Annotated in this window: 27 protein-coding genes; 25 read left to right on the forward strand and 2 right to left on the reverse strand. The window is 37.1% G+C overall.

Annotated elements, in window-relative coordinates; translation table 11 throughout:
* Positions 1 to 46 precede the first annotated feature (46 nt).
* Complete coding sequence (locus J7E67_RS29335; RefSeq protein WP_214713377.1) at positions 47 to 742, reverse strand: Crp/Fnr family transcriptional regulator; 696 nt, start codon at positions 740 to 742, stop codon at positions 47 to 49.
* Between the two features lie 354 nt (positions 743 to 1,096).
* Between J7E67_RS29335 and J7E67_RS29340 the strand changes: the two genes are divergently transcribed.
* The 22 genes from J7E67_RS29340 to J7E67_RS29445 all read left to right on the forward strand — a co-directional run bounded on the left by J7E67_RS29340 (position 1,097) and on the right by J7E67_RS29445 (position 20,958).
* Entirely contained in the window at positions 1,097 to 1,705 is a 609-nt protein-coding gene (locus tag J7E67_RS29340) for a superoxide dismutase (RefSeq protein WP_088088992.1), read from the forward strand.
* 111 nt (positions 1,706 to 1,816) lie between these two features.
* Positions 1,817 to 3,034, forward strand: coding sequence for an MFS transporter (locus J7E67_RS29345; protein WP_214713378.1), 1,218 nt, complete (start codon positions 1,817 to 1,819; stop codon positions 3,032 to 3,034).
* A 206-nt stretch (positions 3,035 to 3,240) separates the two neighbouring features.
* On the forward strand, positions 3,241 to 5,304 hold the full coding sequence (locus J7E67_RS29350; RefSeq protein WP_214713392.1) for a peptidoglycan D,D-transpeptidase FtsI family protein: 2,064 nt from the start codon (positions 3,241 to 3,243) through the stop codon (positions 5,302 to 5,304).
* Positions 5,305 to 5,581: 277 nt separating this feature from the next.
* The gene (locus J7E67_RS29355; protein WP_214713379.1) at positions 5,582 to 6,496 is read left to right on the forward strand and encodes a phosphate ABC transporter substrate-binding protein; all 915 of its coding nucleotides are present in this window, start codon (positions 5,582 to 5,584) and stop codon (positions 6,494 to 6,496) included.
* 80 nt (positions 6,497 to 6,576) lie between these two features.
* Positions 6,577 to 7,497 carry a phosphate ABC transporter permease subunit PstC gene (gene pstC, locus J7E67_RS29360; protein ID WP_214713380.1) on the forward strand — a complete coding sequence of 307 codons (921 nt, stop codon included), beginning with the start codon at positions 6,577 to 6,579 and terminating at the stop codon, positions 7,495 to 7,497.
* On the forward strand, positions 7,497 to 8,384 hold the full coding sequence (pstA, locus tag J7E67_RS29365) for a phosphate ABC transporter permease PstA (RefSeq protein ID WP_214733381.1): 888 nt from the start codon (positions 7,497 to 7,499) through the stop codon (positions 8,382 to 8,384). The genes pstC and pstA overlap by 1 nt, the downstream gene beginning before the upstream one ends.
* Positions 8,385 to 8,400: 16 nt before the next feature.
* Positions 8,401 to 9,222 carry a phosphate ABC transporter ATP-binding protein PstB gene (gene pstB, locus J7E67_RS29370; protein ID WP_214713382.1) on the forward strand — a complete coding sequence of 274 codons (822 nt, stop codon included), beginning with the start codon at positions 8,401 to 8,403 and terminating at the stop codon, positions 9,220 to 9,222.
* A 12-nt stretch (positions 9,223 to 9,234) separates the two neighbouring features.
* Positions 9,235 to 10,008, forward strand: coding sequence for a phosphate ABC transporter ATP-binding protein PstB (gene pstB, locus J7E67_RS29375; protein ID WP_214713383.1), 774 nt, complete (start codon positions 9,235 to 9,237; stop codon positions 10,006 to 10,008).
* A 13-nt stretch (positions 10,009 to 10,021) separates the two neighbouring features.
* Positions 10,022 to 10,681, forward strand: coding sequence for a phosphate signaling complex protein PhoU (gene phoU, locus J7E67_RS29380; protein ID WP_214713384.1), 660 nt, complete (start codon positions 10,022 to 10,024; stop codon positions 10,679 to 10,681).
* Positions 10,682 to 10,899: 218 nt separating this feature from the next.
* Entirely contained in the window at positions 10,900 to 11,451 is a 552-nt protein-coding gene (locus J7E67_RS29385) for a DUF4912 domain-containing protein (protein WP_214713385.1), read from the forward strand.
* On the forward strand, positions 11,444 to 12,703 hold the full coding sequence (locus J7E67_RS29390; RefSeq protein WP_214713386.1) for a glycosyltransferase family 4 protein: 1,260 nt from the start codon (positions 11,444 to 11,446) through the stop codon (positions 12,701 to 12,703). Before J7E67_RS29385 ends, J7E67_RS29390 begins: the two co-directional genes overlap by 8 nt.
* Before the next feature lie 14 nt (positions 12,704 to 12,717).
* The gene (locus J7E67_RS29395) at positions 12,718 to 13,329 is read left to right on the forward strand and encodes a hypothetical protein (RefSeq protein WP_214733382.1); all 612 of its coding nucleotides are present in this window, start codon (positions 12,718 to 12,720) and stop codon (positions 13,327 to 13,329) included.
* 110 nt (positions 13,330 to 13,439) lie between these two features.
* On the forward strand, positions 13,440 to 13,589 hold the full coding sequence (gene rpmG, locus J7E67_RS29400) for a 50S ribosomal protein L33 (RefSeq protein ID WP_066064234.1): 150 nt from the start codon (positions 13,440 to 13,442) through the stop codon (positions 13,587 to 13,589).
* Between the two features lie 56 nt (positions 13,590 to 13,645).
* Positions 13,646 to 14,212: a 5-formyltetrahydrofolate cyclo-ligase gene (locus tag J7E67_RS29405; RefSeq protein ID WP_214713388.1), complete on the forward strand. Its 567-nt coding sequence runs from the start codon at positions 13,646 to 13,648 to the stop codon at positions 14,210 to 14,212.
* Positions 14,209 to 14,997, forward strand: coding sequence for a DUF92 domain-containing protein (locus tag J7E67_RS29410; protein WP_214713389.1), 789 nt, complete (start codon positions 14,209 to 14,211; stop codon positions 14,995 to 14,997). The genes J7E67_RS29405 and J7E67_RS29410 overlap by 4 nt, the downstream gene beginning before the upstream one ends.
* Positions 14,998 to 15,055: 58 nt before the next feature.
* Positions 15,056 to 16,003, forward strand: a complete 948-nt coding sequence (locus J7E67_RS29415) for an L-lactate dehydrogenase (RefSeq protein ID WP_214733383.1) — start codon at positions 15,056 to 15,058, stop codon at positions 16,001 to 16,003.
* 94 nt (positions 16,004 to 16,097) lie between these two features.
* Positions 16,098 to 16,292 carry a hypothetical protein gene (locus J7E67_RS29420; RefSeq protein WP_088088978.1) on the forward strand — a complete coding sequence of 65 codons (195 nt, stop codon included), beginning with the start codon at positions 16,098 to 16,100 and terminating at the stop codon, positions 16,290 to 16,292.
* A gap of 163 nt (positions 16,293 to 16,455) precedes the next feature.
* The gene (locus J7E67_RS29425) at positions 16,456 to 18,018 is read left to right on the forward strand and encodes a rhomboid family protein (RefSeq protein ID WP_214733384.1); all 1,563 of its coding nucleotides are present in this window, start codon (positions 16,456 to 16,458) and stop codon (positions 18,016 to 18,018) included.
* Positions 18,019 to 18,096: 78 nt separating this feature from the next.
* Entirely contained in the window at positions 18,097 to 18,309 is a 213-nt protein-coding gene (locus tag J7E67_RS29430; protein ID WP_088088976.1) for a YqgQ family protein, read from the forward strand.
* Positions 18,310 to 18,314: 5 nt separating this feature from the next.
* Positions 18,315 to 19,286, forward strand: coding sequence for an ROK family glucokinase (locus J7E67_RS29435; RefSeq protein ID WP_214717408.1), 972 nt, complete (start codon positions 18,315 to 18,317; stop codon positions 19,284 to 19,286).
* 134 nt (positions 19,287 to 19,420) lie between these two features.
* Positions 19,421 to 20,554, forward strand: a complete 1,134-nt coding sequence (locus J7E67_RS29440) for a YqgU-like beta propeller domain-containing protein (protein ID WP_214733385.1) — start codon at positions 19,421 to 19,423, stop codon at positions 20,552 to 20,554.
* An 86-nt stretch (positions 20,555 to 20,640) separates the two neighbouring features.
* Positions 20,641 to 20,958 carry an MTH1187 family thiamine-binding protein gene (locus tag J7E67_RS29445; protein WP_214717405.1) on the forward strand — a complete coding sequence of 106 codons (318 nt, stop codon included), beginning with the start codon at positions 20,641 to 20,643 and terminating at the stop codon, positions 20,956 to 20,958.
* A gap of 36 nt (positions 20,959 to 20,994) precedes the next feature.
* Here J7E67_RS29445 and J7E67_RS29450 read toward each other — a convergent pair whose 3' ends face one another.
* Positions 20,995 to 21,171, reverse strand: a complete 177-nt coding sequence (locus J7E67_RS29450) for a DUF2759 domain-containing protein (protein ID WP_088088972.1) — start codon at positions 21,169 to 21,171, stop codon at positions 20,995 to 20,997.
* A 213-nt stretch (positions 21,172 to 21,384) separates the two neighbouring features.
* Here J7E67_RS29450 and J7E67_RS29455 point away from each other — a divergent pair, with 213 nt between their 5' ends.
* From J7E67_RS29455 to J7E67_RS29465, 3 genes are all read left to right on the forward strand, one after another.
* Positions 21,385 to 22,020, forward strand: a complete 636-nt coding sequence (locus J7E67_RS29455; protein WP_214717403.1) for an MBL fold metallo-hydrolase — start codon at positions 21,385 to 21,387, stop codon at positions 22,018 to 22,020.
* A 166-nt stretch (positions 22,021 to 22,186) separates the two neighbouring features.
* The gene (locus J7E67_RS29460) at positions 22,187 to 23,275 is read left to right on the forward strand and encodes a class I SAM-dependent methyltransferase (protein WP_214717401.1); all 1,089 of its coding nucleotides are present in this window, start codon (positions 22,187 to 22,189) and stop codon (positions 23,273 to 23,275) included.
* 107 nt (positions 23,276 to 23,382) lie between these two features.
* The gene (locus J7E67_RS29465) at positions 23,383 to 23,700 is read left to right on the forward strand and encodes a helix-turn-helix domain-containing protein (RefSeq protein ID WP_214733386.1); all 318 of its coding nucleotides are present in this window, start codon (positions 23,383 to 23,385) and stop codon (positions 23,698 to 23,700) included.
* Positions 23,701 to 23,803: the final 103 nt, after the last annotated feature.

Consider the following 23,803-nt stretch of genomic DNA (forward strand, 5'->3'; position numbering starts at 1 on the left):
GATTTGTCGACAGTCTGAAGCCACCTTTCGGGTGGCTTTTGGTTGATTAATTTAATCCGCAAATTTCAAAGGAACAATTTTGACAGTCAACTTCTTCTTTTAAATAGTTGAGTTTTTTTATGGTAAACTTTTGATTATCGTAGGTAATGATCTCTTTCTCGCGAAGATCTTTTAAGGCGCGTTGAATAACTTCACGCGTCCCATAGGTTAAATTAGCTAACTCCTGATGTGTTAAGGGCAGATCAATAAGAATTCCATCTTCTGTCTTAATTCCATAAGTATTAGATAAGCGGATGAGAATTGAATATAAACCCCCTTTTTTCCCATTCATAATTAGGTCTTGGCATTTCATTTGTGCCTTTAAATAACCTGTACTTAGCCATGCAACAAGAGCGCTCATTGCTTCTGGATCATTTTTAATAAATTCTTCAAATTGTTCCTTCTTGATAAAGATCATTTCACAATCTGTCATCGTTTTTGCGTAAAATTGATAATGAGGAAATGGTTTGAAAAGTTGATACTCTACAATTAATTCCTGGCCATTTAAGATTTTTAAGATAAAATCCTTGCCGCGTAAATGAACTCTTCCAAGTGAAATACTTCCTTTAAGCAATAAGAAAACATACTGGGCAGGGTCCTTCTCTTGAAAAAGAACGGAACCGGCTTTAATCTTTTGAATTGGTTCTTTTTTTTCGTAAAAGTAAACTAGTAAATTGTATATAGAATAACTACTTTTCTGCATAGTAAATCACTCCTTAGCACCCTTCACTTTGATTAAAATAAATTATTAACAAGGTGTCAATGGAGCCTTTACATGAATTGGTAGTGACAAAAGTCGGATATGACAAAAATCGTTGACAGATTGCCCTTTGGATGAAAGGTGACAATTTTTCGAATAATTATTAGGAAGGATAGTGGATTACGTTTTAGTGAAATTTAGAATAAAATTCTTCATTACGGGTATGGTATTTATGTTAAGAGCCTAAGCATTATATTTGAAACTGAGCACTGACTTTGGTATCTTAAAAAGGAAAGCTTTAGAAATATTCTAAATTCTAAGGCTGAAAAAATCACCATATACATAGGAGGAATAATCATGGCATTTGAATTACCACAATTACCGTATGCAGAAAACGCACTTGAACCACATATTGACAAAGAAACAATGAACATTCACCACACTAGACATCACAACACATATGTAACCAATCTAAATAACGCTTTAGCTGGTAATGAAGAATTACTTTCTAAATCAGTTGAAGAAGTTATTGCTAATTTGGATGCGGTTCCAGAAGCTGCTCGTACAGCAGTTCGTAACAATGGCGGCGGTCATGCTAACCATTCATTATTCTGGCAAATCCTTTCTCCAAATGGCGGCGGTGCACCTACTGGTGAATTAGCTGACGCAATCAGCAGCAAATTTGGCAGTTTCGAAAGCTTCAAAGAAGAGTTTGCTAAAGCAGCAACTACTCGTTTCGGATCTGGTTGGGCATGGCTATCTGTGTCTGGCGGAGAATTAGAAGTTTCAAGTACGCCTAACCAAGACTCTCCATTAATGGAAGGTAAAACTCCAATTCTTGGTCTTGATGTATGGGAGCATGCTTACTACTTGAAATATCAAAACAAACGCCCGGATTATATTTCCTCTTTCTGGAATGTAGTAAATTGGGATGAAGTTTCAAAACGTTACAGCCAAGCAAAATAATAGCAATGGTAAGAAGGCAGCTTAGGCTGTCTTCTTTTTTTTGGATTTGAATAAGTGAATAAGAAAAACTTGCTTGTTAAAGACTACCCATAAGATAAAGGGGAGTTTTTTATGGCAAAAAAATTTAAGATTCTAGGTGATGTAAAACTAACAAAAGATTTATCACTTTTGCTGATTATTGGTGGGTTATATTCATTAAGTGTTGCTTTATCCAATACGTTTGTAAATATTTATCTATGGAAACAAACGGGTAAGTATTCAGATATCGCCCTTTTTAATTTATCGATTGTTGTTTTACAACTGCTCACCTTCATTTTAGCTGGCCGATGGGCCAAGAAAATTGACAGAGTAATCGTGCTTAGAATCGGTGTGATTTTTTTAGCGTTATTTTATGTAATGGTTTTAATCGCTGGCACAAAGGCTTCTACTTATTTACTTTTATTAGGGAGTCTGTTAGGAGTAGGTTATGGGTTTTATTGGCTTGCTTATAATGTGTTAACATTTGAAATCACCGAACCAGATACGAGAGATTTTTTTAATGGTTTTTTAGGGATATTATCGTCTGCGGGTGGAATGATTGGACCAATCGCTGCTGGAATCATCATAACTAGATTTGACAAATTCACTGGATATACCATTGTTTTTGGGATGTCGCTAGCTTTATTTGCACTTGCGGTTTTTATGAGTTTTTCATTGAAACCACGACCATCGGCAGGAAGCTATTGTTTTAAACAGATTCTTAATGAAAGAAAACAAAATGAAAATTGGCGTTTGATTACAAACGCTCACTTTTTCCAGGGACTGAGGGAAGGGACCTTTGCATTTGTCATATCAGTGCTTGTTTATATTTCGACAGGAAGTGAACTGTCTTTAGGAACATTTGGTCTCCTTAATTCAGGAATATCATTTATAGCGTATTATCTTGCGTCTAGGTTAATTAAACAAAAGTTTCGAAAAAAAGCGATTCTTATTGGTGGACTTATCCTATATGCGTCTGTCCTGTTAATTGTTTGGGACGTGAATTTTGTCAAATTGTTAATCTATGGCGGGATGATTGCAATTGCCTATCCGCTTTTGCTCGTCCCATATATGTCCACTACATATGATGTGATTGGAACAGGTTGGAAAGCGGCAGAAATGAGGATTGAGTACATTGTAGTTCGGGAAATATTCTTGAATTTGGGAAGGATTGTTTCCATATTATCCTTTCTAGCTGCTATCACTTGGTTTAATGCAGAAATCAGTATACCAATCCTACTTCTTGCTTTGGGTGCAGGGCACACATGCATCTATCTTTTTATTAAAAGAGTACATTTACCAGCAACGTAATGCGATGAGTATTTTATTTACTCACCGCATTTTTCATTTTTCACTGAGGCTTTTATGCTGAAAATGGTAAGGGTTTTTCATAGATAAAAGCGGAATTATCCTTTAAAATAGAGAAAGTGACTTTAAGCCGTGAAAAAAGGAAGTGTTTATATACCTTGAATAATAAAAAGAAAAAAAAGAAGGAACATGTGCCCTTTCGTTTAAACATGTTATTCTTTGTCGTGTTTTTGCTATTTTCTATCCTTATCCTTAGACTTGGTGAATTGCAAATCGTATTTGGTGATGATTTTAAACGTGAAATTGAACGGACTGAAGATATTACCGTTAATAACCCTGTACCAAGGGGGAAAATGTTCGACCGCAATGGTAAAATCATTGTTGATAATACACCCCTGAACGCGATTACTTACACAAAATATCAACAAACCACCCAAAAGGAAATGTTGGAGAGCGCGGCAAAATTAGCAAAAATCATTAACAAAGATACATCGAAAGTTCCTGTTCGTGATAAAAAGGATTATTGGATTTTAAAACATCCTAAAGAAGCAAAAGCAAAAGTTACGAAAAAAGAATGGGCTTTATATGAACAAAAAAAATTGGATGATAAGCAAATTTATAAACTTCAGATCGATCGAATAACTGAGGATGAAGTAAACAGTATTATTGGAGAAGATCTTGAAACCCTTGCTGTCTATAGGGACTTTAATAGTGGTTATGCCTTGACGCCGCAAATTGTTAAAAATAAAGATGTTACACCTGAAGAATTTGCGATTGTTAGTGAAAACTTAGAAAACTTACCTGGTGTTGATACAACAACTGATTGGGAACGAAAGTACGTTTTCGGTGATACATTAAAATCCATATTAGGAGATGTAACTTCCTCCGAAGCAGGGATTCCCAAGGAGCAATTAGAAAAGTATATGGCCCGTGACTACAGCCGTAATGACCGAGTTGGAAAAAGTTATCTTGAATTAAAATATGAAGATGTATTACATGGTCAAAAGGCAAAAGTGAAAAATGTAACGGACAAGTCCGGTAAAATACTTTCAACTGAAGTAGTTTCGGAAGGAAAAAGGGGTAAGGATCTTGTTTTAACCATTGATATGGATCTTCAGAAGAAGGTAGAAGATATCATCGAAGAAGAAATGTGGAGTGCAAAGCAAAAACCAAATACCTCCCTTCTAGATCGAGCCTTCGTCGTTCTGATGGATCCACATACCGGTGAAGTCCTATCACTGGCTGGAAAACAAATTGGTAAAGATAACAAAGGAAAAACAGTCATGAAAGACTTCGCAGGAGGAAATATTACCACTTCTTATAACGTTGGTTCAGCAGTTAAAGGGGCAACGATATTAACTGGTTATAAAACTGGGGCAATACAACCAGGCTCTACACAACTAGATGAGCCTTTGAGAATAGCTAGCTCACCTGTCATGTCATCATGGAGGACATTTGGCAGGATAAATGATTTAAGGGCACTACAGGTCTCCTCCAACGTATATATGTGGAAAACTGTTATTGCGATGGCTGGTGGCCAGTATAGACCAAATCAACCTCTACCATTAGATTATTCAGCCTTTGATACGATGCGGCAGTCATTTAGTCAGTTTGGTTTAGGTACGCGTACAGGGATTGACTTACCTAATGAAATGAGCGGCTTTCCAGGTCCTGAAAGGACTCCTGGTTTACTTCTTTTCCTTTCGATTGGTCAGTATGATACGTATACACCAATCCAACTCGCGCAGTACGTCTCCACAATCGCAAATGGTGGGAATCGTATCCAGCCGCATCTGGTTAAGGAAATTCGCGAACCGGAAATGGAAAATAATGAATTGGGTCCTATTGTTGAGGAAATTCAGCCGAAAGTATTAAATCGTTTAGATATGAAGCAATCTTGGATTAAACGGGTTCAAGAAGGTTTTCGGATGGTCATGCAGGTGGGTGACGGTACAGCTGTAAGTTACTTTAAGAGCGCAGATTATCACCCTGCAGGTAAGACGGGGACAGCACAGGCATTTTATGACGGTTCTGATAAGTCCAAGCGTGGGACAGAAGTAATGAACCTAAGTCTCGTAAGTTTTGCACCGTCTAATAATCCAGAGGTGGCAATGGCTGTTGTCGTACCGTGGGCATATCAAGGGAATAGCGGTCCAAGCATCAATAATTTAATCGGCCGAAGAGTCTTGGATGCGTACTTTGACTTAAAGAAAGAACGTCAAGATACAGAAAAAAATGCCACCTCTGATCAACAGGAAGTAAATAACGAATAAACCCAAAACAGTAGTCAAGCAGATCATTAATATTACTGAAACACCTGTCTCAATTTGAGGCAGGTGTTTTTTATATTTTTAAGTTCTACTCTGTATTGATTTAACGTATTAAGGACAATTTATATCTAGAGAATTTTGTCGATTTACACAAACTCAACATATCTTTACAAAACCTTTACATTTAATTAAAACTCGGTTAACAGTTAAACATTATCCTTAGACATGTAAGGCAGAACAAATAACAAGCCAACCAAAATTCACAGGGGGAATTAAACAAATGAAAATCTTAAAAAAATTCGGCCTATTACTTACTCTTGCCGCATTTATGGTATTTGCAGCTGCTTGTGGCGGAGCTTCTACTGATAAAAATGAAGGAACTGCTAATAAAGATAATAAGACCACTGAACTTTCTGGTACCTTAAGCGTTTCAGGTTCCTCTGCAATGCAACCATTAGTTGCCGCTGCTGCTGAAGAGTTTATGGCAGAAAATCCAAATGTTGATGTTCAAGTAAACGCTGGTGGATCTGGTACAGGCTTATCACAAGTTGCCGAAGGATCTGTGCAGATTGGTAACTCAGACGTATTCGCTGAAGAAAAAGAAGGTATTCCAGCTGATCAGCTTGTTGACCATAAAGTAGCTGTTGTTGGTATGACAGCAGCTGTTAACCCTAAAGTTGGTATTAAAGATATTAAAAAGGAAGATTTAATTAAAGTTTTCACTGGAAAAATTACGAACTGGAAAGAACTTGGCGGAGCAGATCAAAAGATTGTTCTTGTAAACCGTCCGGACTCTTCAGGTACACGTGCAGTATTCAATAAGTTCGCCCTTGATGGAGCAACACCTGCTGAAGGGATTACGGAAGATTCTTCAAACACCGTTAAAAAGATTATCAATGAAACTGATGGTGCAGTGGGTTACCTTGCATTCTCATACTTCACTGACGAATCTGTGACTCCACTTGCAATCGATGGAGTAGAACCAACTGAAGAAAATGTGCAATCTGGTAAATTCCCAGTTTGGGCATACCAACACTCTTATACAAAAGGTGAAGCAACAGATCTTGCAAAAGCGTTCCTTGACTATTTAATGTCTGACGATATCCAAAATACACTATTAAAAGAACAAGGATATCTACCAGTAACAAAAATGAAAGTTGAACGCGATGCTAAAGGAAATCAAAAAAACCTATAAAAACAGGTTGAATAATGAAAGGGTAAATGCAATTAAGCATTTACCCTATTATGACGTATTTTAGGGGTGTTTGGTGCATTATGGAAAAGTTAGTTCCTGCAAAAGACAGATTGTTAAGGTCTAAGAAAAATTGGCTCGATGGGGAATTGCGCGGGAAAATTCTCGTTATCTTGTGTGCTGTCATCATGATCTCAGCAACCATCTCGATAACTATTTTCCTTGGTTCAAAGGGTTTACAATCTTTTATAAAAAATGGTGTAAGTCTTATTGAGTTCATAACCAGTACCCACTGGAATCCTACAAATCAAGCGAAACCCGAATATGGGGCTTTACCGTTTATTTTTGGTTCCTTTGCGGTAACCTTTCTTGCAGCAATAGTGGCAGCACCATTAGGTATTGGCGGAGCGATTTTTATGACCGAAATTGCACCCTCATGGGGAAGGAAAATTTTACAGCCAGTGATAGAGCTTTTGGTCGGAATTCCATCTGTAGTTTATGGCTTCATCGGGCTTACAGTGTTAGTACCATTTATCAGGGAACATGTGGGCGGACTTGGTTTTAGCTTGCTCTCAGGTACCATTGTATTATCAATCATGATTTTGCCGACAGTAACGACAATTGCAACCGATGCGATGAGTTCACTGCCTAAAAATCTTCGTGAAGGTTCGTATGCCTTAGGTGCTACTCGCTGGCAAACTATAAGAAAAGTTTTAATACCTGCTGCATTACCTACCCTCTTGACTGCTATCGTTCTTGGGATGGCAAGAGCATTTGGAGAAGCTCTTGCGGTACAAATGGTCATCGGTAACGTAAGAGACTTACCAACAAGCTTATTAGACGCATCAGCAACCTTAACGACAATTATTACTCTTAACATGGGCCATACAACTTACGGTAGTGTAGAAAATAATACTCTTTGGTCAATGGGCTTAATTTTATTAATCATGTCGTTTGCGTTTATTCTCCTCATTCGCTACCTTTCGTCAAGGAGGAAAATGTGATGAACAGTAAAACTGCAGATCGGATTGCCACAGGAGTATTTATAGCCATTGCAATCATAATCATTTCTATATTAGTTGGTTTATTTTCATATATTTTGATTAATGGATTTAAACATATTTCGCTTGACTTTTTAACCTCTCCGTCAAGCAATGTACGTGCGGGCGGGGGAATTCGTGACCAATTGTTCAATTCATTTTATATATTATTTATTACGATGTTAATTGCTCTTCCGTTAGGTATTGGCGGGGGAATATATATGGCTGAGTATGCTAAGCCGGGGAAAATTACAGACATTGTCCGTTCTTGTATAGAAGTTCTAGCCTCTTTACCATCCATAGTCATTGGGATGTTTGGTTTATTAATGTTCGTTAATTTAACAGGCTGGGGCTACACCATTTTAGGAGGAGCCTTAGCCTTAACGGTTTTTAACCTGCCTGTAATTGTAAGGGTGAGTGAAGATGCGATCCGTGTCGTCCCAAGTGATTTGAAAGAGGCTAGTCTTGCCTTAGGGATTACCAAATGGCATACGATAAAAACTATTTTATTACCAAGTGCTTTTCCGACGATATTAACTGGTGCGATTCTTGCTGCAGGTCGTGTATTTGGTGAAGCCGCTGCATTATTATTTACAGCCGGTCTTTCAACACCAAGACTCGATTACGCAAACTGGAATCCATTTTCACCTCAATCACCGTTGAATATATTTCGTCCAGCAGAAACGCTTGCGGTTCACATTTGGTCTGTAAATACACAAGGGTTAATTCCAGATGTGGAAGAGGTTTCTAATGGTTCAGCTGCTGTTTTAGTAATATCGGTATTAATATTTAACTTATTAGCTAGGTGGATAGGAAGTATGATTCATAAAAAGGTAACAGCATCAAAATAAGGGGCGGGGAGATAGGATGGTTACAGCATTTAAAGAAGAATCGACCGAAAATCAAGCTGTTCAGTCTAACAGCCAGTTGCAAAAGGAACATATCTTAAAGGTAAATAATTTAGAAATATTCTATGGAGAAAAACGAGCTGTCAATGGGATTTCACTTGATATTGAAAAAAATTCCGTTACAGCACTCATAGGCCCTTCAGGCTGTGGTAAATCCACTTTTTTAAGAAGTATTAATCGAATGAATGACCTGATCCCTGGAGCAAGGGCGGAGGGAGAAATCATATATGAAGATCTCAATATTCTGTCGGAACAAATAAATGTCGTTGCTCTCCGTAAGGAAATCGGCATGGTTTTTCAAAAGCCCAACCCATTTCCAAAATCAATTTATGAGAATATTACACACGCCCTTAAATTTGCTGGAATCAAAAAGAAAAGCAACCTTGATGAAATGGTTGAAGTGAGTCTGAAAAAAGCAGCATTATGGGAGGAAGTAAAGGACAGGCTTCATAAATCTGCTTTGTCACTTTCTGGCGGGCAGCAGCAACGACTTTGTATTGCAAGGACGATTGCGATGAAACCGACAGTCATGCTCCTTGATGAACCATCCTCGGCACTAGACCCAATATCCAATGCTAAAGTTGAGGATTTAATTGTTGAGTTAAAAAAAGAGTATTCCATTATTATTGTCACCCATAATATGCAGCAGGCATCACGTATTTCTGATAAAACAGCCTTCTTCTTGAGCGGTGATATAATTGAATATGATCATACGGAAAAAATTTTTACCAATCCATCTGTTAAAAAGACAGAGGAATATATCTCTGGAAGGTTTGGATAAGGGGGAAAAGTTGTGGCAATACCAACATTAACCAGACAAGTATTTGATGTCAAAGACCTGAATTTATGGTATGGAGAGCATCATGCATTAAAAAACATCAACTTTCCAATTGACAAAAAAGAGGTTACCGCTATCATCGGTCCCTCGGGCTGTGGAAAATCTACATTTATCAAAACTTTAAACTTAATGATTAATATGGTCCCAAATGTAAAAATGACGGGCGAAATTAATCTAAATGGGCAAAATATATTAGACAAGAAAATGGATCTCGTCGAACTACGCAAACACGTTGGAATGGTTTTTCAGAAGGGAAATCCTTTTCCACAATCTATCTTTGATAATGTTGCCTATGGCCCGAGAGTCCATGGTATCACTAAAAAGAAGCATCTAGATGAGATTGTCATTAAATCACTGATGGATGTAGCATTATGGGAAGAAGTAAAGGATCGTTTAAATGCTCCTGCTTTAGGTCTATCAGGGGGACAACAGCAAAGGCTATGTATTGCAAGAGCACTTGCAACGAAACCTGAAGTGTTGTTAATGGACGAACCTACTTCAGCATTAGACCCAATTTCTACGTTAAAAATTGAGGAAATGATCCTAGAATTAAAAGAAAAATATACAATTGTTATTGTTACCCATAACATGCAGCAGGCATCAAGGGTTTCAGATAAAACAGCTTTCTTTTTAATGGGTGAATTAATCGAACTAGATTCAACTTCGACAATTTTTTCTAATCCTAAAGACTCGCGGACTGAAGGATATATTACAGGAAGATTCGGATGATGAGGTGTCTACTATGAGTACGAGGACAAATTTTGATAATAATTTAAAAGAATTAAAAGATCTTCTATTAAAAATGGCTGAAAAATCGGAGCACGCAATCCAAGAATCGATGGTTGCCCTAATAAATCAGGATATGGAAAAGGCGAAACAGGTAATTGATGGTGATAATGAAATCGATGAGTTAGAATATGAAATTAATGATAAAGCATTATTATTAATTGCAAGACAATCACCTGTAGCCACCGATCTTAGGAAAATAAATGTGGCATTAAAGGTTTCATCTGAGGTTGAACGTTTTGCAGATATAGCAGTAAATATAGCAAAATCGACCATCCATATTGGCAAGGAAGAGCATTTTAAAGAAATAATAGATATACCAAAAATGATGGAGATGGCCTTAGAGATGGTTTCTGATTCCATAAAAGCCTATTATTCAGAAGATGTTACGTTGGCAAAAAAGTGCGCGGAAAAAGATGATGCTGTGGACAAAATGTTTGGAAGCTTAATCCAAGAGTTATTGAGCTATATCCCACAAAATCCAAACTCAACAAACCAAATTATTCAATTAGCGTTTGTATGTAGATTTATTGAAAGAATTGCAGACCATTCAACGAATATCGCAGAGCATGTCATTTACCTTGTGACAGGTAACCGTGTTAATTTAAATGACTAATGATAAATAGTGTTTATTAAAGATGAGGATTTTTATGCCTTATCTTTTTTTATTTTATAAGGTAAAAGGATTGGGATTTAATTCTAAAGTCTTTCAAGAAACGACAATTTGCGTTTATTGTGCGCGGTTGAATCTGGTGGTACGATTAAATTATCATGTATTAAGCATAATTTGGAATTTGGTGCATATATTGATTGTTTGCAGAAATGGAGGAAGACATGATTAATGAGATTAGTAACCTAAAAGGAGATGGAAGAAATATAACTAACCATCCATCTACAGATTTTATTCCAATTAAAGGTGAGTTGGCCGCAAAGCTTGTTACCCCCCGCAAATTGCTTCTCTTCTGGGAAGTTTCCGATATACCAAAAAAAATGATTGAACTATTTTTTAATCTTAGCTTTGAGAGTCTTATCCCTGTTGTTCGGATCTATGATGTCACAGATATGGTTTTTACAGGAAAAAATGCTCACCATTTTTTTGAAATCGCGGTTCCTTATCAGAAAGGACATTGGTTCATAAAAGGATTGGTTGCAAATCGCAGCTATGTAGCAGAATTAGGGATTACTATTTCCAATCAGGAATTTTTCCCTCTATTTCGTTCTAATTCCATTCAAACTCCGATGATGGAAATACCGAATGGAACTGAAATGAATCATGATCTAATCCAACTTAAGCAACATGAAGAGCAGCCGCCAAAGTGGATTGATCATGTTAGTACGTATAGTTATTACGTGGAATCAAAAAACATGGAGGATATAAATGGATAATATATTCTCCCAACTAGATGATTTTCATAAAGCATCATCGAATAAAATGAAATTAAAAATACTGATGCTTTGCTGGGAATATCCTCCTAATATTGTTGGCGGACTTTCAAGGCATGTATTTGGATTATCCGTTCATTTGGCAGAAAAAGGACATGAAGTCCATGTTTTAACGGCGATAAATGGTAATCTTCCATCATTTGAAAATATGGAAGGCGTAAATGTTCATCGAGTCAAACCAATAAACCAATACGATGATAATTTTCTTTCGTGGATAGGTGGACTTAATTTAGCTATGGCTTTCAAGGCAGAAAAATTAGCGGAGGAAATCCATTTTGATATCATCCATGCCCATGATTGGCTTGTTGGTTCAGCCTCGATTGTATTGAAAGAATCACTGAAAATTCCACTACTAGCGACCATTCATGCGACAGAGTATGGAAGGAACAACGGTATTCATACTGAAATGCAACAGTTTATTCATAAAAAGGAACAGCAATTAATTTGCGAATCCGATCAAATTATTGTTTGCAGCGATTACATGAAAGATGTTCTCAACTCCATCTTTAAGGCGAAAAATGATAAGATTGCCATTATTCCAAATGGTATTGAACCTGTCTTGAATGAACATGATACAGAGGAAATATTTCCGGAACTTAAGGATCAGAAATACATTTTTTCAATTGGTAGAATCGTAAAAGAAAAAGGATTTGAAACCATAATTGAGGCAGCCTCGATCGCAAAAGAGAGGGAAATAGACTGCTTTTTTGTGATAGCGGGAAAAGGACCGATGCTCGAAACGTATCGAAGACAAATTAACGTGCGGAATTTAGAAAGCCATATTACATTTGTGGGATATGTTACTGATGAGCAAAGGAATTCACTCATTGCTGGAAGTGAACTTGCAGTCATTCCTAGTTTATATGAACCTTTCGGAATAGTGGTACTTGAAACGATGATCTTAGGTAAACCGACGATTGTATCCAATACAGGTGGGATGAAAGGTATTGTGAAGCATCTACATACAGGATTACTAATGAACCCTGGGGATGTAGAGAGCATGCTCGAACAAATCGACTTTCTAATAAATCATCCACTTAAAGCTGAAGAAATTGGCAAAAAAGGAAGACAAATTGTGATAAGCCTGTATGGATGGAAACGTATTGCATCCGAAACAAGCAGGGTAATGGAAGATACTGTATTGAACAAACGCGTTCATACTGATGCACAAAAAGAAACACCAAATAATTTATAAAAAGGTGTAAAACGATGACTCTAACTGAACAACAAAAATATAAACAGACTCCTGTCCACCAACTGCCGGATACGCTGCAATTTATTCCTGGTTTATGGGTAAACGGAAAGTATGTTTGGCTCCATGATTGTACAAAAAAGGTCTTTCAAGAGGAAGGAATAATTATTAAAGTGAAACAGGAGCAACCCCACTCCAAAGTTCGTTTTTCAAGTGTGTATGTCATTAATCACAGCGAGCAAACGAAAGAGATTAAGATCTTGGCTTTGCATTATTTTCCCAATGTTATTCAAGACAACCTAGCTTTTGTATCTCCAACAGATTATAGGATTTTTCACCTCGCCAATAAGAATATTTATTTAGTTAATGGAGACATCAATGGAGTGGGTATGAAAGAATATACGGCCATGCCGCAGTGGAAGGTTTTTACAAATCAAATTTGGAGTTCACTTCAAAAGGGGAACTTGAATTATCTTCCCATGGCGAAAGGTCCAGCGGCCAGTATTTTTGCAATGAAAATGACGATAGAGTCGCATGGAATTGCTAAAATGAACACATGGACCATGACAGGTTCCAAAAAAAGTGAATTGATTTCAATGGAGGAAGCACTTTTAAAGAAAATTCACTGAAATGAATGAAAGTTTATTAACAAAAAAACATACTAGCATTTCCTTTTAAAAAATGATATTATGGAAAAGTCGTATGAAAGAAATGCTTAATTGTTTGGAGGGAAATAAACATGCGTGTGAATATTACATTGGCTTGCACTGAGTGTGGAGATCGTAACTATATTTCAACAAAAAATAAACGTAATAATCCAGATCGTCTTGAGCTTAAGAAATATTGCCCAAGAGAAAAACGTTCAACAGCACATCGCGAAACAAAATAAACAGTAGGGGCTTCCTGCTGTTTTTTTTGTTGTCTAAAAGTTAGGAGCTTACTAAAATGAATAATAAAAACTCTATTCGTAAGCAAATGAGAGAGACACTTTCAAAGCTTACAAAACCTCAATACGAAGATTATTCGTATAAAATTGCTTGTACACTTTATGAGGATGAAGCATGGAAACAAGCAAAAGTTATTGGATTAACGGTTTCAAAACAACCAGAAGTGGATACATATCAATTGATTCGCAAAGCCTGGGAATCAGGAAAACAAGTTGTTGTGCCAAAATGTGATCCAAATGAAAGACGGCTATCCTTTAGAACTTTAAATGAATTTTCTCAGCTGGAATCAGTATTTTATGGTCTATTTGAGCCGATTGAGGAAGTAACTAAGGAAGTTGACGCAGATAGGATTGACCTAATGATTGTTCCAGGTTTAGCCTATACAAAAGAAGGGTACCGTTTGGGTTTTGGTGGAGGCTATTATGATCGTTATTTACAAAATTACCACGGTATGACGATTTCACTTGCCTTTACCGATCAATTGGTCCCACAGTTTCTTGTTGAGGAGCATGATGTACCGGTCTCCCAAATTATTACAAACCATGGAGTTATCAAAATAAAATGATCATAGAGATTTTGATTTTCGTTGGAATTCTATTGACAGGTGCGGCAGGTTATAAATCCAAATCCTTGACTAGATCAGGGGCCTTTGCTGCCATTTTAGTTGGACTTGCAGTGTATTTAGGCTTCGGTGAAAATGGTCTTTTCCTGCTTGGGGTATTTTTTGCCTCTTCAAGTTTTTGGTCAAAATATAAAAGTAGTGATAAGAGCATAATAGAAGAAAAGCTTGCAAAAGGGGCTACAAGAGATTGGCGTCAGGTCGCTGCGAATGGAGGAGCGGCCGGGCTTTTCAGTATCATTCAGTATTTCAACAATGATATGATCTGGTTAGTTGGCTTTATAGTATGTCTGGCTAGTGCAAATTCTGATACCTGGGCCTCGGAAATCGGTAGTTTAAGCAAAAAAGAACCATTATACATACGTTCCTTTAAACGGGTTGAAAAGGGGACATCGGGAGCAATCAGTTTATTGGGAAGCTTCGCTTCCCTTGCAGGTTCTTTCTTAATTTCAATCATAGGATTTTGGCTTTTTGATTTAAGTTATTTCTTAACAGCTCTTGTTTTCCTTTTTGGTTTTTTCGGAAATGTTATTGATACGTTGATTGGTGCCTTTTACCAACAGGTATATGTTTGTGCGAAATGCGGGATAGAGACTGAAAAAAAGAGGCATTGTGATTTGCCGACAAATAGAATAAAAGGGTCTATCTTTGTAGATAATGATATGGTGAATTTCCTTTCAGGTTTTGTTGCTGCTATGTCAGTGATAGGAGTCATTTATTTGAATAACTAATTTTTTTGGGGATGAATGATATTGATATAGCAAAATGCTTTTACATGGAGGACTGGTCATGTTTAATCGCGTGAATAGAGTGGCTCGAACGGGATTTGTGGGTTCAAGCTATGCTTTTGCCCTATTAAATCAAGGGATAACAGAGGAGCTTGTCTTGATTGATTTAAATAAGGAAAAGGCAGAAGGAGACACAATGGATTTGAATCACGGCCTTCCATTTTCTCCATCCCGGACGAAAATATGGTACGGAAGTTATCAGGATTGTGGTGAAGCAGACCTAATTGTTATCACAGCTGGTGCAAACCAAAAGCCAGGGGAAACACGACTTGACTTAGTTGAAAAAAATACAAGGATCTTTAAAGGAATTGTCGAGGAAATTATGGCAAGTGGGTTTGATGGTATTTTCCTCGTTGCTACAAATCCGGTCGATATATTAACGTATGCCGTTTGGAAGTTTTCAGGGCTGCCAAAAGAGCGGGTAATTGGTTCTGGTACAATTTTAGATACAGCACGTTTCCGCTTTTTGCTTGGCGATTATTTTGATGTAGATACGCGTAATGTTCATGCCTATATTATTGGAGAGCATGGTGATACAGAGCTCCCCGTATGGAGTCATGCGGATATTGCTGGTACTTCTATTAGTGAGTGGTCAAAAAACAAAACAGGGTTTAATCAAACGGACCTTGATCAAATCTTTTTAAATGTTCGTGATGCTGCCTACCATATCATTGAGAGAAAAGGTGCAACGTATTATGGAATTGCTATGGGTCTAGTAAGATTGACAAAAGCGATTCTTCAAAATGAAAATTCTGTGTTAACTGTTTCTGCCTATCTAGATGGGGAATATGGACAGAATGATATCTATATAGGTGTACCAGCTGTAGTTAATCGATATGGAGTTAGGCAAGTTGTGGAGCTTAAATTGAATGACGAAGAGCAGGGGAAATTCGTTAATTCTGTGAATGTATTAAAGCAAACGATGGAACCGGTCTTTAAGAACTATTAATCAAAAGGATTGAATTCTTATACTGTGAATTCAGTCCTTTTTTTATGGATAAAATGATTGTCATAATCGCAAAATACTAGTAGGAGGGATGAGAATGTCTCGTATGTTAACATCCATATTGATGATTGGTTCTATTGGTTATTTTGGTTTCAGATACAGATACCGTCTTATCAATGTGCTACTAGGGTCTAGTTGGATGCGCAGGCTTGCAGTAGGCTCAGTTATGAGCTTCCCAGGTGTAAAACAAAAAATGATGCAATCGGTTTTTGGAAGACCATCTGAATGGTGAAAACCACAGATGGTTTTTTTTTATGGAGAAGACGTATCTCAATAAAAATAAAAAGCTTGATTGATTATTGTTACTCGAGAATCGTTTATAATGAAAGATATAAGAAAAAGAATTATCGTAGCTTGATATGGCCGTTTATTTTTACATAGGAAGCAGGGGGGAAATGAATAATAGAGAACGTTACATATTTTGGGAATTAGCGTATTCATTTATTTCAGATCATGGTTACCGTATTATTCAATTATTTGAAAATCAAAAAGAATTATGGCTAGAAAAAATAGAAAATAAAAAAGCACCGATCATTCGTCTGCTGCTCCATAATTTGGATTGGAGTAATGCTATGCAGCGTGATATTGAGTTTACTGCTGCAAATGGAGAGAGAGTCCGCAAGCAAATTGGTCGACATGAGTTAAATGTGGTCAATATTTATGTTAGTCAATTCCCTCCAGTTGATGAATATGAATTTCGTCTCGCGAAACCTTTTGTCCATTCTGAAGGAAATAAAACGATGGTAAGCTCGATTCTTTTTGCACAAGGGGTATACGAAGCAGGTTTTCATCGTATTTCAGAGAGGCTTGGGGCTGAACTTCATTTTTCAATCAATGATGATTACTTAGAAGAGGATGTTGAGTACGTTAAGAAAGCGGCATTGGATTATGCGATTAAGAAAGTTAAGACGGAGAGAGCTATTCTGTTGAATGGCAAACCAATATTTACGTATGTTTTCATTGCCATTCAGGTTGCTGTTTTTTTCTGGCTTCAGCTTCATGGTGGAAGCACAAATACTTCTACCTTGATTAAATACGGGGCCAAGGTCAACCAATTAATCGTTGAAGGAGAATGGTGGAGATTTATTACACCCGTTTTTCTTCATATTGGTTTTATCCATCTGGCAATGAACACCCTTGCATTGTACTTTCTCGGAACTGAAGTGGAAAGAATTTTTGGCAATCTTCGTTTTCTTTGGATTTACTTGTTTGCTGGAGTTACAGGTTTTATTGCCAGTTTCATCTTCAGTGCTAACTTATCAGCAGGGGCAAGCGGTGCTATTTTTGGCTGTTTTGGTGCATTACTTTATTTTGGAGTTATTTATCCGAAGTTATTTTTCCGAACAATGGGATTGAATTTGCTTGTCGTTCTTGGAATCAACCTTGTGGTTGGGTTCTCTGCATCGGGAATTGATAATGCAGGTCATCTAGGCGGGTTGGCAGGGGGATTCATAGCAGCAGGCACTGTCCACTTTCCAAAGAGGAACAAACTATGGCTGCAAATGTTGTTTTTTATTGCGTCTGTTGCACTGCTATATGGTTCTTTATCTTATGGTTTTAGCTCTTTAGGAAAATCACATGATGAAAATTCTAATTTGTTGATGGCCCAGGAATATATAAAGCAAAACAACTACGATAAGGCCTACAACGTTTTAAAGGAATCTGAAGAAAATGCCGTCAATCTATCAGAGAAAACCTACTTTCTTCTATCCTTCGTAGAAATTAAGAAGGAGATGCTTCCTGAAGCTAAAACACATCTACAAAAAGCAATAAAACTAGACCCTGGTTTTGAGGAGGCTTTCTTTAATTTAGCTCTCATTAATCTTGAGCAAAAAGATCTGGAAGAGGCTAAAGGAAATATAGAACAAGCAATTAAGCTTAAACCGAATCAACAGGAGTATTCTGAATTACTACACGAAATTAATCGCCAGCTTCAATCCTCTGACGGAGGAGAATAGACTAACCAAATTATATTTCTGAAAAAAATATTGCTTGTACTAATATGTTTCTCTCAATTAAAATACAAGGAGATATAAATGAAAACTATTTATGATATTCAGCAATTTTTAAAGCGCTTTGGAACCATTATTTATATTGGTGAAAGAGTCGCGGACCTTGAATTAATGGAAATGGAGCTAAAGGAACTATATCAATCACAGCTGATTGAGCCAATGGAGTTCCAAACAGCTCTGTTAATTTTGAGGCATGAGATACAATTTCAAAAAGAAAAAGTCAAAAAAGATAGGTGATTCTATTGTCAAGAAAATGGATTGTTGGTGTTGACCTTGGTGGGACAACTACTAAATTAGCCTTCGTAACAACTGAAGGTGAAATCGTTCACAAATGGGAAATACCAACAGATAACACAAATGAAGGACAAAACATTACAGGTAATATTGCTAAGGCAATTGATGAAAAACTTGCTGAACATGATCAATTAAAAAGTAATTTACTAGGAATTGGTATGGGGGCACCTGGACCAGTTAACTATGAAAAGGGAATCGTTTTAAATGTCGTAAATTTAGGCTGGCCAGATAACTATCCCCTAAAGGACCGTCTTGAAGCAGCGACCTCACTACCAGCAGCGATTGAAAATGACGCAAACTCTGCGGCATTGGGTGAGATGTGGATGGGAGCGGGCGCTGGAGCGAAGGACCTTGTTTGTGTCACACTCGGAACAGGTGTCGGTGGCGGCGTAATTGTTGGCGGCAAAGTTGTTCAAGGCATTAATGGTGCTGCGGGAGAAATAGGTCATATTACAGCCATCCCATCGGGTGGTGCACCATGCAATTGCGGGAAGACCGGCTGTTTGGAAACGGTGGCTTCTGCAACAGGCATTGTTCGATTAGCTAAGGTTGAACTAGCTAAGGGGTTAAAAGGTGAATTATCTGAAAAGCTTGCTGAGAATGGCAGCATTACAGCAAAAGATGTCTTTGATGCAGCCCGTAATAGTGATGAATTGGCCAAATCAATTTTGGATGAGGTTTCCTTTCATTTAGGATTCGTATTAGCTAGTATTGCCAACACCCTAAATCCGGAAAAAATTGTTCTTGGCGGCGGTGTTTCAAAAGCAGGCGATATATTAGTAGATCCAGTAAAAAATAATTTTGAGAAGTTTGCTTTTTCACCTGTAAGGGATTCCACGAAACTTGCTTTGGCTACATTAGGAAATGATGCAGGTGTCCTTGGTGCAGCATGGCTAATAAAGAATAAATTAAATCAATAAACTCCAAAGGGAAAATCCGCAGTCATGCGGCTTTTTTCCTATTTAGTATTATTTGCTAAAAATGTTGAAACATTTTTGTCAAAAAAACGTACTAACCTATGAGAGCGAAAATGAGAGGAGGAAATATCGATAAATTGAGCCGGCAAAAAAAAAATTATCCTATTTTTCTGATCCTCCGTTTAATTTTTTTAATTCTCATTTTAACTGCATGTGCTCAAAAAGAGCAGTTGAAACAAAAAGTTACCGCTAAAAATGAAAAGCCTAAATCACCTGCTACTGCTCTAGGAAACGAATGGAAATTACCTATTTCCATCCCTGAAGGTGAATTTTATAAATTCGTCGGCTGGCTTTCTGGAACCAAAGTCCTCTACATTACAAATCTAGAACAAACTTCAAGTGTCTATCAGTACAATCTTTTAACAGGTAAAAGTGAACTAATTTATAAAAGTGAATATCCCATAGTCAACGTCCAAATTAGCCCTTCAAAAAAGAGAATGTTAATTCATACCTCGCCGTCATCATACGAAGGAGTAGTTACAATTATAGATATAAAAGGGAAGGAACAATTGAAAAAATCTTTTGCTTCCTATGAATTAGCTTTTGAGTGGAATCCTTATAAGGAATCAGAGATTCTGGTCACGAAATTTAATGAGGATTGGAGCTTTCAAGTATTATTACTTGATCTAAATAAGTCAAACACTACCGAACTTACCTTGCCCCAACCTTTTATAAAATGGAAGGGTGAGAATGAGGTTGCCTTCATTAATTGGGATGAAAATAATCCTTCCTTATTTGCACCACTTATTGATAGAAGTTTAGAAAATGGGATGGAAAATACACTGTTTTCTTCAGTGATCGATTTTTCCGAATTTCACGATTTGCTCGTGACTGTCTCTGTTAATGAACAAGATCAATCGATGGCCAACTATTCATTTTTTGACAAAGAAATGAAAAAGCTATTCACTTTTTCTATTCCACAACTTACAAATTATTCAGATTGGTTAGTTCCTTTCTATGACTATAATGAGCAGAAGGGACAATTTTTTACCTTTAGTCCTGTCACAAGTGGTGAAGCGGATTCCTATACAGAGGGCTTCCAACTCCTAGCTTACAATCCTAAGAACGGAAGTAGCAGCTTAATCATGGATGGGTTAGAAAATGAGCCCATTCATTTATCTCCTTCTGGTGATGCACTCTTGTATGGGAATCAGTTTGAAAAAATTATCGATATTAAGACCAAGAAAATATATGAGCTGATAAAAGAATGACAATATGGTTGTCATTTTTTTATTTGATCTCCCAATATGATAAAATCAGGTTGTGATGAAAATATAGGAGAGGAAGGTAATATTGCATGGCCATTGTAGATGTAGCAGTCATTCCAATTGGTACGGAAACACCAAGTGTCAGTAAATATGTGGCAAGTGTTCAAAAAGTTTTGAGGAAATATCAACAAGAAGGGAAGATTCGTTTCCAATTAACACCGATGAATACGATAATTGAAGGTGAATTACCTATCCTTTTTGAAGTAATTCAAGAAATGCATGAGGTACCCTTCTCTGAAGGAATCCAGCGGGTCGCTACAACGATTCGTATTGATGACCGAAGGGATGTTAAACGTAGTATGGAATATAAAGTAGAGCGGGTAACCACACTGTTAAACGAGGGATAGAAAAAAGACTGCCTGATGGCAGTCTTTTTAAGATTATTAGTGATGTCCTGTTGGAAAACCAGAATGAACAATGGTCATAACTGTAAACCAACCAAAAGTCACAAATGACGCTACACCCCAAAATGCACCTAAGAAATTTTTATTCTTTAGTGATGAAAATCCACCGAAAGCTGCAAGGATGGTTACGATAGCAAAAATAATTACTAAACCCATGGTAAATCCCCCTTTTTCATCATAAGCAGGCAATGCCTCAAACATTCCAAAGAAAATTATGTACCTATATTATATACATTCGACTCTTATTTTATATTTTTTTCTTTCATTTGTCGAGTGCAAATAAGAGACCATTGAATTAGTATTCTTTCTCTCAACTGTTTACTTAGTGTAAAATAATGATATCGCAATTTCAATTGGAGGTACTAAAGTATGAAATGGCAACAAATCCCATTAGGGGCACTTCAAACTAACTGTTATATTGTAGAAAATTCAGATCGTTCGTGTTTAATTATTGACCCAGGTAGTGAAGGGAAAAAACTCATTCATTTGTTGAACAATAGGAAATTAAAACCTCTCGCAATTTTTCTAACCCATGCGCACTTCGATCATATTGGGGGTGTTGATGAAGTAAGGGATTTTTATAAAATTCCAGTTTATCTTCACAAACAAGAGGAAAAATGGCTGGGTGACTCTTCATTAAATGGTTCGCAATTTTTTATGATTCAGGATTCAATTACAGTAAAGCCAGCTGATTTTATTTTAAAAAATGAAGGAGAAATGAAAATAGGTGGTTTTGAGTTTGACATTTTTCATACACCAGGACATTCACCTGGAAGTGTCTCATTTTACTTCAAAAAGGATGGGTTTGTTTTTTCAGGTGATGCCCTGTTTCAAGGCAGCATTGGCCGTACAGACCTACCAGGAGGAAACGAGGTACAGCTATTAAAAAGCATTCATGATAAGCTGCTTGTTTTGCCTGAGGAAACGTATGTCTTATCAGGCCACGGCCCTGTAACAACCATCGCTGATGAAATGGATAGTAATCCGTTCTTGAATGGATTTTAGAGGATAGAGAGAAGACAAAAATAGAAAAACCCTTCTCCAATTTGAGAAGGGTTTTTCTGGGGGATATTCTATTCTAATATGGGAGGGGATAAAAGTTAAGCTACTATCTTTACAATATTATAAAGTTTACACTGTGTCAATAGTGTTTATTTAAAAAGGAGCATATATGAATATATTTTTAAAGAGTTTAATTTCAAATTCACCCAATGAGTTAATTACCTATGCGGATTTCATGGGGGCAGCCTTATATCATCCTGATTTCGGTTATTATATGAAAGATAAACAGAAAATTGGCCGACAAGGAGATTTCATAACAACAAGCAATATATCTGATATATACGGAAGAATGATGGCAAAATGGTTTTCTCACGTATGTGAAAGGACACAATTAGCTCCAGTATTTTGTGAAATTGGAGCTGGGAATGGACGTTTTGCGGAGGCATTTTTACAGGAATGGCATGAAACGATTAAAACCCCATTAAAATATATAATTGTAGAAAGCAGTCCCTATCATCAGAAACTGCAAAGGCAATTGCTAACTAATTTTTCGGTTGTCCAAGTGGAAAGTATAAGCAATGTTGAGGCTTTTGAGGGAATGGTTTATTCCAATGAACTATTCGATGCCCTGCCAGTTCGTGTGATCGAGAAAGTCGATGGGCAGCTTTTTGAGGTTATGATAGGGATTCGAAGGAACGAACTGTATGAGCAAAAAGTATTGTTAACGGATTCAGATATCCTGTTTTTTTTACAGGAAAGCAAGCTTAAACTAAAGGAAAAACAGCGGATAGAGATCCCGTTAGCAATGGAAAAGATGGTGCGGGAAATTGCTCAGTCCCTCATAAAAGGAATGGTTGTGACAGCTGATTATGGCTATACACTTGAGGAGTGGATGGACCCAAGGAGGGCAAAAGGGAGTTTAAGAGGGTATTATCAGCATCAGATGATTGATGATGTCTTACAGCACCCAGGTGAAATGGATATTACCACGCATATTCATTTTGATTATCTCATTCAAAAGGGTGAGCAGGTAGAATTAGAATTAATTACCAAACTCAGACAGGATGAATTTTTATTAAAGTCCGGAATTCTAAAAGAATTAGCGAACCATTATGACCCCAATCCATTTTCAGAAGTCAGCAAACGGAATCGAGCGATTCGTAGTTTGATCATGCCATCCGGGATAAGCACCTATTTTCATGTGGTTATCCAGCAAAAAGGGTTTAAGTTAAATGAAAATGACGTTTTCGTAGAATAAAGAAAAAACGCCGGAGTATACTAGACTAACCTAAGAAAATGAGACACGATAAAACACCTTCGAAATGGTACACTGAAATTATGTACTAAAATCGGAGGTGTTTTTGCATGGGCAAAAACGTATATTCAAGCGAAACAAAATGGTCTGTAGTGAAAGATAAGATGGCAGGAGAATTAACTAATCAAGAGATTATGGAGAAGCACGGAATTAAGAATGTCTCCCAAATAAAGACATGGATGAAATGGTACAGGGAGAACGAAATACATCGTTTTGATCAACCGATTGGTAAACAGTATTTATATGGACTGGGACCAGATAATGTAAGTGAAGAGGAAAAGAAAGAACGTAAATATACTCATCTAAAACAGGAGAATGAAATTCTAAAAAAGTATTTGGAGATGGTAAAGGAGTTGAGAAACAAGTAGTTCTGAAGATCGTTGAAAAGTTCCGTAAGAAATACACGGTTACGGCGATTTTATCTGCCTTATCCGTGCCGCGCGCTACCTACTATCGGTGGGCAAATGCGGG

Source organism: Bacillus sp. ISL-46, from assembly GCF_018613205.1.